At 57.8% G+C, this 14738-nt stretch carries 15 protein-coding genes and 1 pseudogene; 7 read left to right on the top strand and 9 right to left on the bottom strand.

What is annotated here, in order from left to right; all coding sequences use genetic code 11:
* Positions 1–165: 165 nt before the first annotated feature.
* On the bottom strand, positions 166–327 hold the full coding sequence (locus tag BMZ36_RS10695) for a hypothetical protein (protein ID WP_218142709.1): 162 nt from the start codon (positions 325–327) through the stop codon (positions 166–168).
* A gap of 27 nt (positions 328–354) precedes the next feature.
* Here BMZ36_RS10695 and BMZ36_RS10700 point away from each other — a divergent pair.
* A pseudogene (locus BMZ36_RS10700) lies at positions 355–494 on the top strand (IS5/IS1182 family transposase); the annotation flags it as partial.
* Positions 495–510: 16 nt separating this feature from the next.
* Here BMZ36_RS10700 and BMZ36_RS10705 read toward each other — a convergent pair.
* Positions 511–930: a ProQ/FINO family protein gene (locus BMZ36_RS10705; protein WP_218142705.1), complete on the bottom strand. Its 420-nt coding sequence runs from the start codon at positions 928–930 to the stop codon at positions 511–513.
* A gap of 349 nt (positions 931–1279) precedes the next feature.
* On the opposite strand from BMZ36_RS10705, the gene BMZ36_RS10710 reads away from it, so the two are divergent.
* Complete coding sequence (locus tag BMZ36_RS10710) at positions 1280–1816, top strand: phasin family protein (protein WP_091195981.1); 537 nt, start codon at positions 1280–1282, stop codon at positions 1814–1816.
* Between the two features lie 61 nt (positions 1817–1877).
* Here the strand turns inward: BMZ36_RS10710 and BMZ36_RS10715 are convergent, their stop codons facing one another.
* From BMZ36_RS10715 to BMZ36_RS10725, 3 genes are all read right to left on the bottom strand, one after another.
* Positions 1878–3053, bottom strand: a complete 1176-nt coding sequence (locus BMZ36_RS10715) for a DUF2863 family protein (RefSeq protein ID WP_091195985.1) — start codon at positions 3051–3053, stop codon at positions 1878–1880.
* Between the two features lie 69 nt (positions 3054–3122).
* Positions 3123–3986 carry an SDR family NAD(P)-dependent oxidoreductase gene (locus tag BMZ36_RS10720; protein WP_091195990.1) on the bottom strand — a complete coding sequence of 288 codons (864 nt, stop codon included), beginning with the start codon at positions 3984–3986 and terminating at the stop codon, positions 3123–3125.
* Complete coding sequence (locus BMZ36_RS10725) at positions 3983–4486, bottom strand: GNAT family N-acetyltransferase (RefSeq protein WP_177187861.1); 504 nt, start codon at positions 4484–4486, stop codon at positions 3983–3985. The genes BMZ36_RS10720 and BMZ36_RS10725 overlap by 4 nt, the downstream gene beginning before the upstream one ends.
* A gap of 136 nt (positions 4487–4622) precedes the next feature.
* Between BMZ36_RS10725 and BMZ36_RS10730 the strand changes: the two genes are divergently transcribed.
* Positions 4623–4955, top strand: a complete 333-nt coding sequence (locus BMZ36_RS10730; RefSeq protein WP_091196226.1) for a YkgJ family cysteine cluster protein — start codon at positions 4623–4625, stop codon at positions 4953–4955.
* Positions 4956–4975: 20 nt separating this feature from the next.
* Here the strand turns inward: BMZ36_RS10730 and BMZ36_RS10735 are convergent, their stop codons facing one another.
* Both BMZ36_RS10735 and BMZ36_RS10740 read right to left on the bottom strand, forming a co-directional pair.
* Positions 4976–6319, bottom strand: a complete 1344-nt coding sequence (locus BMZ36_RS10735) for a sigma-54-dependent transcriptional regulator (protein ID WP_091196231.1) — start codon at positions 6317–6319, stop codon at positions 4976–4978.
* Complete coding sequence (locus tag BMZ36_RS10740; RefSeq protein ID WP_218142706.1) at positions 6312–8186, bottom strand: sensor histidine kinase; 1875 nt, start codon at positions 8184–8186, stop codon at positions 6312–6314. Before BMZ36_RS10740 ends, BMZ36_RS10735 begins: the two co-directional genes overlap by 8 nt.
* A gap of 691 nt (positions 8187–8877) precedes the next feature.
* On the opposite strand from BMZ36_RS10740, the gene trhP reads away from it, so the two are divergent.
* The gene (trhP, locus tag BMZ36_RS10745) at positions 8878–10221 is read left to right on the top strand and encodes a prephenate-dependent tRNA uridine(34) hydroxylase TrhP (protein ID WP_091196238.1); all 1344 of its coding nucleotides are present in this window, start codon (positions 8878–8880) and stop codon (positions 10219–10221) included.
* A 153-nt stretch (positions 10222–10374) separates the two neighbouring features.
* Here the strand turns inward: trhP and BMZ36_RS10750 are convergent, their stop codons facing one another.
* Positions 10375–11370 carry a patatin-like phospholipase family protein gene (locus BMZ36_RS10750; RefSeq protein WP_091195998.1) on the bottom strand — a complete coding sequence of 332 codons (996 nt, stop codon included), beginning with the start codon at positions 11368–11370 and terminating at the stop codon, positions 10375–10377.
* A gap of 85 nt (positions 11371–11455) precedes the next feature.
* Positions 11456–12187 carry a ComFC family protein gene (locus BMZ36_RS10755; RefSeq protein WP_308417373.1) on the bottom strand — a complete coding sequence of 244 codons (732 nt, stop codon included), beginning with the start codon at positions 12185–12187 and terminating at the stop codon, positions 11456–11458.
* An 18-nt stretch (positions 12188–12205) separates the two neighbouring features.
* Here BMZ36_RS10755 and bioB point away from each other — a divergent pair, with 18 nt between their 5' ends.
* From bioB to BMZ36_RS10770, 3 genes are all read left to right on the top strand, one after another.
* Entirely contained in the window at positions 12206–13210 is a 1005-nt protein-coding gene (gene bioB / locus BMZ36_RS10760; RefSeq protein WP_245747900.1) for a biotin synthase BioB, read from the top strand.
* Between the two features lie 125 nt (positions 13211–13335).
* Positions 13336–14079, top strand: coding sequence for a 5'/3'-nucleotidase SurE (gene surE, locus BMZ36_RS10765; RefSeq protein WP_091196006.1), 744 nt, complete (start codon positions 13336–13338; stop codon positions 14077–14079).
* Entirely contained in the window at positions 14064–14735 is a 672-nt protein-coding gene (locus tag BMZ36_RS10770; protein WP_091196009.1) for a protein-L-isoaspartate(D-aspartate) O-methyltransferase, read from the top strand. The genes surE and BMZ36_RS10770 overlap by 16 nt, the downstream gene beginning before the upstream one ends.
* Positions 14736–14738 lie beyond the last annotated feature (3 nt).

Raw genomic sequence — 14738 nt, forward strand, 5'->3', positions numbered from 1 at the left:
GCGCACACCAGTACGCCGATTTTCATTTCCAATTTCCGTTTTGAATTTTTGCTCCGGTGTAACCGCGCGCCAGTCTTGTCACAGTTTTGCGCTTGTTTTGTCACGGGATTGGTTAAATGGAAAGGCCGCTTTTTGCGGCCTTTTTGTCATATTAACCAGCTCTGATTAGAACAACCCACCAGCAGTCCCTGCATCCCAGTTACAGATCACCAGTTCCCGGCTCGTTTGCGGTGCGGCGTGGGCGGTGCTGTATTTGATGTCCAAGCCTTCCATCCAGAAGTCAGCGAAACACTGCCTGATGTCGGGGTGGTCGTTGATCGAGACCATCACCTTGCCTTTGCTGGCACACCTCAGCACTGGATCGTCGAGCTCAGTTTCGCCTGACTGAAAAGAACAGGCGATTGTGGAAAAACTGCGAGCACAAGCTCAACACCAGCCTGCAGTTCATCCACTTGGCTTTTCTGGTTCTCCTGCTCAGGAGTCCATATACGTGAGCAGGTTCCAAGCCGGTCATTTGCTTCTGGAAAATTTCTGCGCCAACTGGTTCAGCTTTTCCTGGCGCTCGCGCACAGCGGTTTCGGCAGCTTCTGCCGCCTGTTTGGCCTTGCGTTCATCTGCCTGCTTCTTGAAATGTGCATGCAGTATCTGGGCAGCCAGTGTGCGCTGTTCTTCGCTCACGTCACCCGCCGTACTGCCATCCAGGTTGAAGCGCTCATTGGCTCCTTGCAGCGATTTCAGGTAACGCACCGACTTGGTATGGATACCCAGCGCGCCGCGCAGGAGTTTGCGGTTGATGTCTGGCTGGAGTGCGATCATCTGCTTGTCGATGCCGATGGCCAGTGGCTTGCAATCACGGATAACGGCAAAATCTTTCTGGAGTTTCTTCAGTACTTCGCGGGCCGTCTGGGCGGGGGGGGCTGTTTCAGTCATGGTCATGCGCGGCATAGATTCGAAAAAGCTCGATATTAGGCGCAGTCGGCACAAGTTTCAAACAGCACCGCCCGCCATCCCCTCGTGTTTCGTCAACAACACACAACTCTGTAATTTGCGCATAAGGCGGCTTGATGAAATTGCGACTGGCAGGAATTAATCTATAAAGAATCATCGGCCAGATTGCCGTGTTCGTCATTCTGACATCATCCTCTCGTTTTTCGGTGAACAAGACGTTTGAAACGGCTTTGTTTTATTGCCATCGAAATGCGAGTTTTGTCTTGACTTTTGAAAGTTAGTCGTCAACAATTCATTTTTGTCGCAACGCAACATAGAACGGAGAGATGTTATGAATACCCAGCAACAAAAGTTTGCCGAATTCAACCAAGCCAACCTGGAAAAAACCATCCGCCTGACCAACATCGCCATTTCCGGTGCGGAACGTCTTTTCAATCTGCAACTCGAACTTGCTCGCGATCTTCTGGCTGAAAATGCAGCCACGGCCAAGGCGCTCTCCAACGTCAAGAGCGTTCAGGAACTGGTAGAGCTCCAGAAATCCCTGGCTCAACCTTCCGTAGAAAAGACCATGGCCGTTGCCCGCAACGTTTATGAAACTGCCAGCGCAACCCAAACCGAACTCAACAAGCTGGTGGAAGAGCAGCTCGTCGAATTCAACAAGAATCTGCTGACCTCGCTTGACAAGGCAATTGCCCAAGCACCTGCAGCTTCCGCTGCTGTTAACGTGCTGAAGAGCGCTGTTGAATCGGCCAGCAACGCTTACGACACCGTGAGCAAGACCACGCATCGCATCGCCAATGAGATCGTGGAAGCTACTACTGCGGCTGTTGAAAGCTCTGCCAAGACTGCTACCCGCAGCAAGAAGTAATTCGGCTCCAGCTGCAAAAAAACGCCCCGGATTCCGGGGCGTTTTTTTATCAATGGCCAGATCAATGCAGATGTCTTGGTTGCTCTTTGGCCTCTTCCGGCATTTCGGTGTGCAGTAATTCACCTTCAATATTCGGGTAAAGCGGCGCGCCGCAATCGTCGCAGTAATCCAGCGGAAATGCGTGGTCGTGGGCGATGATTTCGGTTACGCCGCATTCACGCAACACGGTTTCGATCTCGCCCACGCAATCGGTCTGTTCGTCCTCGCCGTCCATCAGCGGCCATACCACACCATGAACAACCTGTTCGCCACCGCGCAGCATGAAACCGACGCGGTATTCTTCCAGGCGGTGTCCATGGCAGGGCGCGATGATTGCCGTGACTTGGCGCGGCTCGATGTTCAGCGAGAGCTGCAGAAACGAAACCGTGGCGCGGACCGAATAGGCACGAGAGGCGCGGTCGGCATCGCGCCAGGCGGCGAAATAGGAGAGCGGCATCAAGGGGTCGAATGCGCAGCCGGCAAACAGCGGCTGGATGGCATTGCCGCCCTGTTTTTTCCATTGCGACTCGGCCTCGCTGCGCTCACCGTCCTTTTCCTGCCAGCGGAAAAACGGGCTGCCATGCGGAACGGCGACAACACCCAGCACGTAGCGCGTATCGGAAAGGAATGCCTTGGTTTCCGGCAATTGCTTGGGGTCCAGATCCAGCGTGCTGTTCTTGGCGGCAAGTTCGCTCAACACGGAACAGAGTCTGGCCGTGTTGCTGTATCCCTGCGGTAACTGGTCGGGGCTGAACAGAAGGTTGGCCAGCGACAGTTTCGCGTCCTGGGCCAGTACATGGGCCGAGAGGTGGACTCGCAGGTTTTGCATCAACTCACGCCCCAGCTGGCCGGAGGGGATCGTGTAACGGGACCAGGAAAGGATCGGTACGGCAATCAGCAGCGCATCCCACTCCTTCCCATCAATTTGCAGTGAGCGCGATTCGCTGCAGGCTTCGACGATGTCGGCCAGTTCGTTCCACGCCAGCGTGTCGGTCTGCGCCAGCGTATCGAGCGCGGTGTTGAGGGTTTCTTCCTCGTCATCGGCCAGAATTCCGTTGACCTGCCGGATCAGCGCTTCCTGCCAGAAACGGTCTTCCAGCAAGGTGCAGGAACTCGATAAGCCGGATGCCAGCCGAATCAGTTCTTCAGCTTCTGCGGAAAGACGGCTGCGGCGAGTGGCGCGTGGGCGCTTGAGCATGAGAGAACTCCAGGAAGGTATGAAATATAGCGTGCAGATTTTACCAGCAATCGGACAGGGTTATTCCACTCATGGCTTCCGTCCGTAAACGTACCCCGGTTCGTCTCCGGAGGCTTTGAGCGCAATCCAGTCCAGCCAGCGGGTCGGCAAAAGTCGCTTCAGATACCAGAAGACGCGAGTGGGTATTGTCACGCGGTAACGTGCTGCGGGATACCGGGCGTTCAGGCAACGGGATGCGACATCGGCGACGGCGCTTGCCGGCAGGGTGAACGGTGCAGCCGGACCGGCCTTGGCCAGTCTCGCCGCCATGGCCTGGTAGGCCAGGCGATGCACGCTGGATTGCGCATCGATCCAGCGTGCAAACTGGGCTTGGGCATTGGCGCGAAAGCGGCTGGCAATCGGGCCAGGTTCGATCAGGGAAACATGAATGTCTGTGCCGATCAATTCCTGGCGCAGCGTGTCGGCAAAACCTTCCAGCGCATACTTGCTGGCATTGTAGGCGCCGCGGTAGGGCATGGCCGCGAAACCGAGAATCGAGCTGTTGATCAAAATGCGACCGTGCCCCTGTCGGCGTATGGCTGGCAGCAGGGCGTTGATGAGTTCGATCGTGCCAAAGACATTGGTTTCGAACTGAAAACGCATGGCATCCCGGCTGAGATCCTCAACCGCACCAGGCACCCCCAGCCCGGCATTGCAGAACACGGCATCGAGCTGTCCTTCGCAGCGGGCAAGGGCTTCCGCCGCACAGGCCTGAACGGCTGCGGAATCTGTCTGGTCCAGCAGCAGCGTCTCGATGCCCTCGCCCTGGATTGCATCTTCCAGGCGGCGCACCGTGGCCAGCACGCGCCAACCTTGCCGGGCCAGCGTTTGAGCCGTGGCAAGACCGATGCCGCTGGAGCAGCCGGTAACAAGAATGGTGCGTGAGGCTGTCATGTACGGGATTCCTTGGGGTCGAGCAGCATTTCCAGATAATCGGCGCCAGCGCCGTAGGCTGCAAGTTTTTTGCGCAGGGCGGGATTCTTGTCTTCTCTTGGGCTAAAACCATGGCTGGCCCAGAAAGCGTGAGCCCTTTCTACCGCAATCAGCTTGGCCTTTTTGAACTGCTGGTGGCGAGCCCAGTCCAGCGCATGATTCACCATGGCTTGCCCGAGTCCTTGTCGGCGGGCGATGGGGTGCAATGCCAGGTCATGGATAAACAAGGCCGTGCATGGCTGCGGGATTTCGGTCAGGGGGCGATTCAGGGCCGGCGGTAGCGTATCCGGCCAGGGATGGGCGAACAGGTAGGCCACGGGTTTGCCGGCTTGTTCGGCAAACCAGCAACTTGCCGGAGAAAGTTGCAGCTTGGCCTGCAGGGTTTCACGGCTTTCGATGAGTTCCGCAGGGTAGGCGGATTGCTGGATAGCCATGACACCGCGCATGTCGTCGGGTTGCATGGGCCGTATGTGCCAGTCGGGAGCGTTGTGCATGCGTTGGGCGGAGGATCGCGAGGGCGTTATTTTCCCTGTTGCGGGAGGAACACTCAAGGAAAGCGATCTTCATGAGACAATTTGCTTCTCTTTGGGAGAAACCATGAGTCCGCATCCCTGTTTTTCCTGTGGCGCATGCTGCGCCGCTTTTCGGGTCGATTTCCACTGCTCCGAACTGGAGAGCGAGGGCGGGCGGGTGCCCGATGGCTTGGCCGAGCCTTGCGGTCGGGACATGGCCCGCATGCGCGGGACCGATTACGCCCAGCCGCGCTGTGCCGCGCTGACGGGGCGGGTGGGGGAGGATGCACGCTGTGGCATCCATGCCGAACGGCCTTCGCCTTGCCGGGAATTCGCGCCGCTAGCCGAGATCGGCCAGTTCTCCGAAGCCTGCAACCGGGCGCGGGGACGATACGGTTTGCCTCCTCTGCCTGTCTGAGAACCGGTTCTGATTGGTTTCTATTTCTGTACCTCGTCCCACAATCCGAGTTTTCCGATCTTGTCGCGCAAGGTGTTTTTCGGAATCTGCAGCGACTGGCTGGCCAGCGTGAGATTGCCGTCGTTGCGTTGCAGCGCCTCCAGGATCATGGTCCGTTCGACAAGCTCCAGCGCTCTTGGCAGTGAAAGCGCCTCATTTGTCGGCTGGTCGCAGAACGGCGGCGCGTCGGCTTCGATACCCAGAATGCAGCGTTCGGCCACGTTGCGCAGTTCGCGCACGTTGCCGGGCCATTCGTGAGCCATGAGCCGGCGTAGTCGCGAAGGCGTGGTGTCCGGGGCTGGTACAGAATAGGCTGCGCTGGCTTGCAGCAGGAAATGCTCGAAGAGCAGGGGGATGTCTTCGCGCCGTTCGCGCAGAGGCAGCAGCGAGAGCTTGGCAACGCTGAGCCGGTAATACAGATCGGCGCGAAAACGGCCTGCTTCCGAAAGCGTTTTCAGGTCTTCCTTGGTCGCTGCGACCAGGCGGAAATCGACGGAAACGGGGTGATTGGAGCCCAGCCGCTCCAGCGTGCGTTCCTGCAAAACCCGCAGCAGCTTGATCTGCAGCGGCAGTGGCATATTCTCGATTTCATCCAGAAACAGCGTGCCGCCATGGGCATGCTCGATTTTACCGATGCGCCGCTTGGTTGCACCGGTAAACGCGCCGGCTTCATGGCCGAAGATTTCGCTTTCGAACAGCGATTCCGGCATGCCTCCGCAGTTGAGTGCGACAAAATTCCCGCTCCTGCGTGGGCTGGCCTCATGCAGGCACCGGGCAATAAGTTCTTTGCCAGAGCCTGTTTCGCCTTCGATCAGTACATTGGCCGGCGTGGGCGCAAGATCCGTGACCCGCTGCCGTATTCGCACAATGGCAGGCGAGCGGCCGATGATACGCCCCTCGATACTCTGCCGATCCTGTAGTTGCCGGCGCAGCGCTCGCACTTCCAGAATCAGTTTTCGCTTTTCCTGCGCCCGGCGGGTGATTTCAACCAGGGTTTCCGGGGTGAACGGTTTTTCGATGAAATCGTGCGCGCCTTCTTTCATGGCTTGCACGGCCAGCCCGACATCGCCATGCCCCGTGATCAGGATGACCGGCAGGTCAGGATCGATGCGATTGATTTCCTTCAGGAGATCCATGCCGCTCATGCCCGGTAGCCAGATGTCGCTGATGATGACACCGGGGTAATCCGAAGTGATGTACTGCAGGGCATTTTCTGCGCAATCGACACCAACCGAAGTCAGCCCGTCGATGCGAAAAGCCTGCTCGCAGGCAAAAAGCACGTTGGGATCATCCTCGACCAACAAGATTGCAGGTGCCTCAGTCATGCGATTCTCCATTGCTGGCCGGTATTTCCAGAGTGAATATGGCGCCGTCGTCCGGTGCGTTTTCTCCGGCGAGACTGCCGCCGAAATCGCGCACGATCCCCGCCGAGATGACCAGTCCCAGCCCCAAGCCGACTCCGGGAGCCTTGGTCGTGAAAAACGGTTCGAACAAGTGCTGCTGTGCCTGTTCGCTCAATCCCGGTCCGTGATCGCGCAAATGCACGCGAACGCGATCGGCCTGTTTCGATGCCTCGATTTCCAGTCGGGGATTGCCGGTGCTTTCCATGGCATCCAGCGCATTGCTGACGAGATTGAGCAGAACCTGCTCCAGCCTGACGGGATCGCACCATACCAGCAAATCGGCTTCCGGAAAGTGCAGGTCGACCGACACGCGCTTGCGTTTCAATCTTTGCTCAACGAGGAAGAGCGTGTTGTCGATCGCCTTTTGCAGCGAGACGGCGCTCGGTGATTCTGGCGATTTTCTGGCAAAGGTTTTCAGGTGACCGGTAATCTGCCCCATCTGGTCCACCATTTTCCCCATCCGCTCCAGATTGGATTCCACTTCGGCGTATTCGCCGCGCTGTTGCAAGCGCAGGGCGTTGCGCGACAGCACGCTCAACACCGCCAGGGGCTGGTTGATTTCATGGGCGATGCTGGTGGAAAGCTGGCCGATGATGGCGAGCTTCCCGGCCTGAACCAGTCCGTCCTGCGCTTCGCGCAGGGTCTGCTCGGCGCGGGTACGTTCCTCGACTTCCTGCTGCAGGCGGATGTTGGCCTCGGAAAGCTCCGCTGTGCGCTCGGCAACCTTGCGCTCGAGTTCGTCGTGGGCTTTTTGCAACGCTTCCCGTGCCGCAAGACGGTCGCGGATGCGGCGGCGGCGCTCATTGGCCATGAGCAGGCAGATGAGCAACAAGACCGTCCCCATCGCGGCCAGAGCACCCTGTGTGCGCGCAATCTGCTCGACCTGCGCGGTGGGGGAGAAAACGCTCAAACGCCAGGATGAGCCGGGCAAGGTCTGGCTTTGCGCCATGAACATGCCGGTTTCCGGAACCGGCTGAGGAGCGGTATTGGGCGGGCGGGGGATCGAAACGATACGGGTGTCGTTATCGAGCTTGCGCGTATCTTTGCCAGGAAAAGGCAGCAAGGCGCGACGGTTGTATTTGAAGGTCTGGTCGAACTCGCGGCGCGTTGCTTCGTCGAGTGCTCGCATGGCGCTGAATTTCCAATCCTGGACAGATGAGAGGATCACGATACCGTTTTCGTCTTCCAGCAAAACGGGCGCCTCGACGCCAGACCAGGATTTTTCGAGTTGCTCCAGGCCCACTTTCACGACGGCCACACCGATGATGCCGCCAGGTCCGGCCAGCGCCGACGAAAGATAATAACCAGGTTCGCCGATCGTGGTGCCGATGCCGAAAAATCGCCCGCTGCCGGAATCCATCGCATCCCGGTAATAGGGGCGATAGGCCAGATCCTCGCCGATAAAACTGTCTTTTTGTTGCCAGTTGCTGGAGGCGACGACCTTACCGTGGCGATTGAGGATGTAAATGGAGAGCGTGCCGGCGCGGCTGTTCAGCTTTTCCAGATGGAGGCTGACCTGCTGCGGCAGATGCTGGGCAGGTTTATCCGAGAGCAACTGGATAACGTCGCGCTCCAGCCCCAGCGTGGCAGGAAAGTAGGTGTATTTCTCGATTTCCCGTTCCAGGCTGGCGGCATAGACCTCAAGGCGGTGCTGGCTTGTGGTTCGCAACACGGTGAATTCGCGCGCCTCGCTGGCGCGATATGCCAGGTAGCCCACACTCAGAGCAAGGCAGGCGAGCAGGACTATCTTGCCCAGCAGCATGATTTTTCGGGGCGCGTAATAGGACATGGCTAGGTTCTGTTGACGTTAGTTACAAAGTTGCGCTGGCACGGAAAATGCCAGTCACAAGGCATGCGACGTAGACAATAACCGGTTATTTTCAAGGAGCATAACGCAGTGAATGGCGTTTTTCCGCGCCAGCCCTTCGGGTTTGGGGTGTTTCGAGCGGCTTTCCGTGTTGCAAACCGCTTGCAATACCCGTATTGCGGCGCGCTTTGCGCCTTGAAATCCATCTCGAACTACCCCAAACGCAGTTTTGTAACTAACGTCAACAGAACCTAGTGGTTTGCTTCGTAAATAGCGGACACGAAAAAGCGAGGGATTCGAGTTTCTGGCAAGGCGCGAACCACAGCAATAGCCGTAGCTATTGCGAGGATGAGCAACGCGGCCAGGGAGTCGAAGACAAGCTTTGTCGGTTCGTTCATTTGCGAAGCAGACCACTAATTCCGGTTACAAGCCTGCGATGGTACAGGAAGTCCAAAAAACCGTGCACTTCGCCAAGCAGCTGATCGTAAACAGGCTCACCGCTTCCGGCAAAACAGCGAATCTTCTCCACAATCCACATATTTCAACGCAAAACCATGTGCGCGGCTTGTGGGTAAGCGCATTAACTGTATGAATGCAATACGCATTTTTTCGCTGCTTATTTTGTGAGCGATACTGATACAATCCGCCTCCTCTGATGTTGACTGGATCGAACATGAAAAAGCCGGAACTGTTGCTTCCCGCCGGGACACTGGAAAAGATGCGCGCCGCCTACGATTTCGGGGCGGATGCCGTGTACGCCGGGCAGCCGCGCTACAGCCTGCGCGCGCGCAACAATGAATTCCGGCTGGAACAGCTTCAGACCGGGATTGCCGAGGCACATGCGCGCGGCAAGCTGTTCTATGTGGCATCCAATCTACTGCCGCACAATGCGAAGGTTAAGACCTATCTCGCGGACATGGAACCGGTAATTGCCATGCAGCCCGATGCGCTGATCATGGCTGACCCCGGCCTCATCATGATGGTGCGAGAAAAATGGCCTGAGGTGCCAGTGCATCTTTCGGTTCAGGCCAACACCGTCAACTACGCAGCGATCAAGTTCTGGCAGAAGCAGGGACTGACGCGCATCATTCTCTCGCGCGAGCTTTCGCTCGACGAGATCGAGGAAATCCGCAACGAGTGTCCAGACATTGAAATCGAGGTGTTCGTGCACGGCGCGCTGTGCATTGCCTATTCCGGGCGTTGCCTGTTGTCCGGCTATTTCAATCACCGTGATTCCAACCAAGGCACCTGCACCAACGCCTGCCGCTGGGATTACAAGGTGCATAGTGCTGATGAGGATACCGCTGGCCAGGTTCAGCGTATCGATTTCAATTTTGCCCAAGCTCAGGCCGAAGCCGAAGTCAATTTTGCTGCTTGTGGCGGCGCCCAGCGTCACCCGCTGGCCGAGCAGGTCTACCTGATCGAGGAAGCCAGTCGCCCGGGCGAGTTGATGCCGATCATCGAGGACGAGCACGGCACCTACATCATGAATTCCAAGGACCTGCGCGCAATCCAGCATGTGGAACGGCTGGTGAAAATCGGCGTGGATTCGCTAAAGATCGAGGGGCGCACCAAGTCGCTGTATTACGTGGCGCGCGCCGCGCAGGCTTACCGTCGCGCCATCGACGATGCCGTATCCGGCAAGCCCTTCAATCCGGAACTGCTGGCCGAGCTGGAGGGGCTCGCCAATCGCGGTTACACGGAAGGTTTCCTGTCGCGCCACGCCACCCACGAATACCAGAATTATCTGGAAGGCCATTCCATCGCCAAGCGCAGTCAGTTCGTGGGCGAGGTACGGAAAATCGAGAACGGCTGGGCCGAGGTCGAGGTGAAGAATCGCTTCGCCGTCGGCGACCGGCTGGAAATCATCCATCCGTCCGGCAATTGCATTGTCGAGCTTGCCGCCATGCGCGGCGGGGAGGGCGAGGCGATTGAGGTTGCGGCGGGCAATGGCGTGAAAGCTTCGATTCCGCTGGATGCACGGTTCGACAAGGCACTGATCGCACGTCTTTTCTGATCCAACGGGCTTTCCCGTTACTTGATCCTACCCGGTGAAGTTTGAATTTTGTAGTCATACCGGCGCAGGCCGGTATCCAGGTGACAAACCTGCTTCAAACCACTGGCCCCCGGCCTTCACCGGCGTAACGAGCCCCAAACTCGTTCACTCCGATCAATCCTGCAACCGGAAAGTGGATTCGCGCCCCAGTCGGCTGCCATTTTCCTTGAGCCATGCGCTAGCCCGTTCGCGGCCAGCTTGGTGCAGGTCTTCGATAAAACCCAGATGTGTATTGAGCTTGGAGAGCGTCGGCAACTGGCTGGTGAACGATTGGGCGTCGATCAGGTGCAGGTGCAGTTCGCGCAGGCGCCGTTCCAGTTGGCCGATGCCGAACAGGCTGCGGTGAGCCGTACGCTTGGCGAGCATCAGTCCCTGCAACTCGGTATGGAATGCGGCGCCGAAACTGATTTCGCTGAGACGCTGGCCGATCTCTGCGGCGGTTTGCGGGGTATCCGGCCAGCGGCAAGGATTCAGCATGACCACCATGATGTCATTGGCCTTGGCCAGATGAACCAAGGGAAAAATCGGCGGATTGGCCGTCAACCCCCCGTCCCAGTAGGGCTCGCCGTCGATCGTGACGGTGTGATGCAGCGTGGGCAGACAGGCAGAAGCCAGCAACACGTCGAGCGTGATTTGCTTATTGCGAAACAGACGCAGCGTGCCGGTATTGGCACGTGTGGTGGCGATGAACAGGCGGATGGCCGTATCGGCTTGAAGTCGGGCAACGTCGATCTGGTTCTTCAGGATCTCCCGCAACGGGTTCAGATCGAAAGGGTTGAACTCGCTCGGTGAGAAAAAACGCGACAGCATCAACAAGGATTGCATCGTCGCGCCGGGTTGTTCGGATGTACCGAATCCCAAATTGAGTGGCGGCTGGGGCAGGCTGGTGGCAACGGCTTCCCAGAAACTACGCAAAGCCTGGCGCGCCCCTTCATGCTTGCCGTGGGCATAGCCGCTCGCCAGAACGGCGGCATTGAGCGCACCAGCGCTGGCACCGCTGACGGCGTCTATCGCGATGTCTTCTTCGAGCAACCTGTCCAGTACGCCCCAAGTGAAGGCACCGTGCGAGCCACCGCCTTGCAATGCCAGGGAGAGTGTGTACGTAGTCATGCCGACTCCTTTTACAGAAACTCATTTCATTGTGGCGTATGGAGAGGCCATCGTTGGTGTGAATTATTTGAGATTCAATTCCATCTCACGGCGTTCTTGCCAGAACCCAGGCATCCACCCTTGAGGCACCAGCCTGCTTGAGCGCACGCGCGGCGGCGTCGAGGCTGGTTCCTGTTGTCATGACATCATCCACTATGGCGACGTGCTTGCCATCCAGATCTGCGATTGTGGAAAAAGCCCGGCGCATGTTGGCCTTGCGGGCTTTTTCCGAGAGACGTGCCTGGTGTTCGGTATTCCGGGTACGTATCAGGCAGGCATTTTCCAGCGGAACCTTGAGCTCGCGAGCCAAGGGGCTGGCAATTTCCTGCGCCTGATTGAAACCGCGCTCTTTCAGACGCAGTGGATGCAAGGGCAGGGGAACGATCAGGTCAGGGCGAGGATGTTTTTCCAGGGCAGGAAGCATCAATTGGGCCAGTGCCGGCAAGATCGACCAGCGTGCTCCGAATTTTGCGGCGGGAATCAGTTGTGCAAGTGTACCCGCATAGAGAAACGCTGCGCATGTGGCATCGAAGGCTGGGGGCGCTTTCAGGCAATCACCACACGGACCGCCATCCAGTGTGGGCATTGCGCAAAGCGGGCAGTGCAAACCGGGCAACCACGGTAAAGCCCCGGCACAGCCATCGCAGAAGGCTTGATGGCGGCTGCTTGCTCCGCAAAGCAAGCAGCTTGACGGTGGCATTAAGTTGTTCAAAAAAGCAAACGTTAAATTTGACAACATTAAGGGGCTCCCACAAAATAGGGACGGAATGAGTTTCATAACAGCAAGGATAGCCAAGTGAATCAGCCTCTGCCCATCACCTTCAAGCGCAAGACCCCGCACCCGCAATCCGGCCAATGGAGCCGGGAAGAAATCGCCGCGTTGTACGAAATGTCCTTTTTCGATCTGCTTTTTGCCGCACAGGAAGTGCATCGTGCCAATTTCGACCCAAACAAGGTGCAGCTTTCCGCGCTGCTTTCGATCAAGACCGGCGATTGCTCGGAAGATTGCGGTTACTGTTCGCAATCGGTTCATCACAAACATGATCACGATGGCCCGGAAGCTCGGGTCAAGGGACTGGAACTGCTGAGCGTTGAGGAAGTGCTGACGGCAGCCAAAGTGGCAAAAGAAAACGGCGCATCGCGTTTCTGCATGGGCGCTGCCTGGCGTGGCCCGAAAAAGCGTCACATCGAGGAATTGAAACTGATGGTGGGCGGGATAAAGGAGCTGGGCATGGAAACCTGCGCCACGCTCGGCATCCTGCTCGATGGCCAAGCGGAGGAGCTCAAGGCCGCTGGCCTTGATTATTACAACCACAACCTTGATACCGCACCGGAAAAGTACGAAGAAATCGTATCGACCCACAGCTACGAAGACCGCCTGGATACACTGGGCAAGGTGCGCAAAGCGGGTCTGTCGATCTGCTGCGGCGGCATCATCGGCATGGGCGAAACACGCGAACACCGCGCTGGCTTGTTGCAACAACTGGCCAACCTCAATCCGCAACCTGAATCCGTACCGATCAACAATCTGGTGCCGATCGAAGGCACGCCGCTGGAAAATGTCGCTCCGGTAGACTGGACCGAATTCGTCCGCACCGTGGCAGTTGCTCGCATCATTCTGCCCAAATCCTTCATTCGCCTTTCTGCAGGGCGCGGCGAGATGCCGGAATCCCAGCAAGCATTGTGTTTCCTGGCTGGAGCGAACTCGATTTTCTACGGCGACAAGCTGCTGACCACGGGCAATCCGGATGTGGAAAACGACAAGGCGCTGTTTGCCAAACTGGATATCAAACCGCTCTGAAATAATAGGGTGCGGCGTTATTGAAAAAGGGGCGGCCCGGTAGCCGCCCCTTTTGTTTTCAAGCGCTTTCGCGCCGATTTGTAACCAGCGGCAACAGGGCCTAGAATAGCCGGCTGGGAGGATTTATGCGCTTTCTGCTGAGCAACGACGACGGTTACTTTTCGCCCGGTATTGCCACTTTGGCCATGGCGCTGGGCGATGAAGGCGAGGTCATGGTCTGCGCCCCGGAACGGGATCGCAGCGGGGCAAGTAATTCTTTGACGCTGGATCGCCCCTTGACTGTACGCACTGCGCCCAATGGTTTTCTGTATGTCAACGGTACGCCCACCGATTGCGTGCATTTGGCCGCAACCGGTTTGATGACGGAAAAGCCGGACATGGTCATATCCGGAATCAATCATGGCTCCAACATGGGTGACGATACCGTTTACTCCGGTACGGTAGCCGCAGCAACGGAAGGCTTTTTGCTCGGCATTCCCGCAATCGCCGTTTCACTTGCCTCCCGTACACCCAACCATTTTGAAACAGCAGCCCGCGTTGCCCGCGAAATGGTAAGGCACGTAAAGCAAGCGCCTTTGTCCCACCCTGTACTGCTCAACATCAACGTCCCCGACTTGCCGTACGACCAGATCAAGGGCATGCGCGTTACCCGTTTGGGCCGCCGGCACAAGTCAGCACCCGTGGTGCGCAGCGAGAATCCGCGCGGCGAGCCCATCTGGTGGGTGGGGGCGCCGGGAGCTGCTGCCGATGCGGGCGAAGGCACCGATTTTCATGCCGTAGCCAATGGCTATGTATCCATTACTCCCTTGTCGATCGACCTGACGGCGTATCAGCAACTGGATTGGGTGTCTTCATGGCTATCCGACTGAATCCGGCTGAAATCGACGGAATCGGCATGACCTCTGCGCGTACCCGTGCGCGGCTGGTTGAACGTTTGCGGACACAAGGCATCAGAGACGAAACCGTGCTGGCTGTGATGGGGCAAATTCCGCGCCATGTGTTCGTGGACCAAGCCTTGGCGCACCGTGCCTATGACGATACATCCTTGCCGATCGGCTCCGGTCAGACAATTTCCCAGCCATACATTGTTGCGCGCATGAGCGAGTTGGCATTTGGCGCAGCCGGCCAAGGGCGCGCACTGGAAATCGGCACAGGGTGCGGCTATCAGACGGCGGTGCTGGCGCAACTTTTCAAGACAGTCTGGTCGGTGGAAAGACTGGCCGCGCTGTACCGAAGCACACGCGAACGTCTTTCGCACTTGGGGGTCAGCAACGCGCGCCTCCGTCATATGGATGGCAGTCGTGGCCTGCCCGAAGGCGCTCCCTACGATGCAATCGTCATCACGGCTGCTGCACCTGTCACGCCGCAAGACATGCTGAGTCAGTTGGCACCCGGCGGGCGTCTGGTATTTCCGGTCGGACAGGTCGAGCAGGAATTGCGAATGATCGAGCACACTCCGGACGGGTTTGTTGAAACCCGCCTGGAAAAGGTAAAGTTTGTACCCCTGCTGCCAGGATTATCCTGAGCC

It is taken from the genome of Formivibrio citricus (genome assembly GCF_900115065.1).
Classification (GTDB): domain Bacteria; phylum Pseudomonadota; class Gammaproteobacteria; order Burkholderiales; family Chitinibacteraceae; genus Formivibrio; species Formivibrio citricus.

Bases quoted from the DNA above. Each gene is read 5' to 3' on its own strand.
- BMZ36_RS10695 (WP_218142709.1), bottom strand. From the start codon at position 327: ATGGTCTCGATCAACGACCACCCCGACATCAGGCAGTGTTTCGCTGAC.
- BMZ36_RS10705 (WP_218142705.1), bottom strand. From the start codon at position 930: ATGACTGAAACAGCCCCCCCCGCCCAGACGGCCCGCGAAGTACTGAAG.
- BMZ36_RS10710 (WP_091195981.1), top strand. From the start codon at position 1,280: ATGAATACCCAGCAACAAAAGTTTGCCGAATTCAACCAAGCCAACCTG.
- BMZ36_RS10715 (WP_091195985.1), bottom strand. From the start codon at position 3,053: ATGCTCAAGCGCCCACGCGCCACTCGCCGCAGCCGTCTTTCCGCAGAA.
- BMZ36_RS10720 (WP_091195990.1), bottom strand. From the start codon at position 3,986: ATGACAGCCTCACGCACCATTCTTGTTACCGGCTGCTCCAGCGGCATC.
- BMZ36_RS10725 (WP_177187861.1), bottom strand. From the start codon at position 4,486: ATGCAACCCGACGACATGCGCGGTGTCATGGCTATCCAGCAATCCGCC.
- BMZ36_RS10730 (WP_091196226.1), top strand. From the start codon at position 4,623: ATGAGTCCGCATCCCTGTTTTTCCTGTGGCGCATGCTGCGCCGCTTTT.
- BMZ36_RS10735 (WP_091196231.1), bottom strand. From the start codon at position 6,319: ATGACTGAGGCACCTGCAATCTTGTTGGTCGAGGATGATCCCAACGTG.
- BMZ36_RS10740 (WP_218142706.1), bottom strand. From the start codon at position 8,186: ATGTCCTATTACGCGCCCCGAAAAATCATGCTGCTGGGCAAGATAGTC.
- trhP (WP_091196238.1), top strand. From the start codon at position 8,878: ATGAAAAAGCCGGAACTGTTGCTTCCCGCCGGGACACTGGAAAAGATG.
- BMZ36_RS10750 (WP_091195998.1), bottom strand. From the start codon at position 11,370: ATGACTACGTACACACTCTCCCTGGCATTGCAAGGCGGTGGCTCGCAC.
- BMZ36_RS10755 (WP_308417373.1), bottom strand. From the start codon at position 12,187: ATGAAACTCATTCCGTCCCTATTTTGTGGGAGCCCCTTAATGTTGTCA.
- surE (WP_091196006.1), top strand. From the start codon at position 13,336: ATGCGCTTTCTGCTGAGCAACGACGACGGTTACTTTTCGCCCGGTATT.
- BMZ36_RS10770 (WP_091196009.1), top strand. From the start codon at position 14,064: ATGGCTATCCGACTGAATCCGGCTGAAATCGACGGAATCGGCATGACC.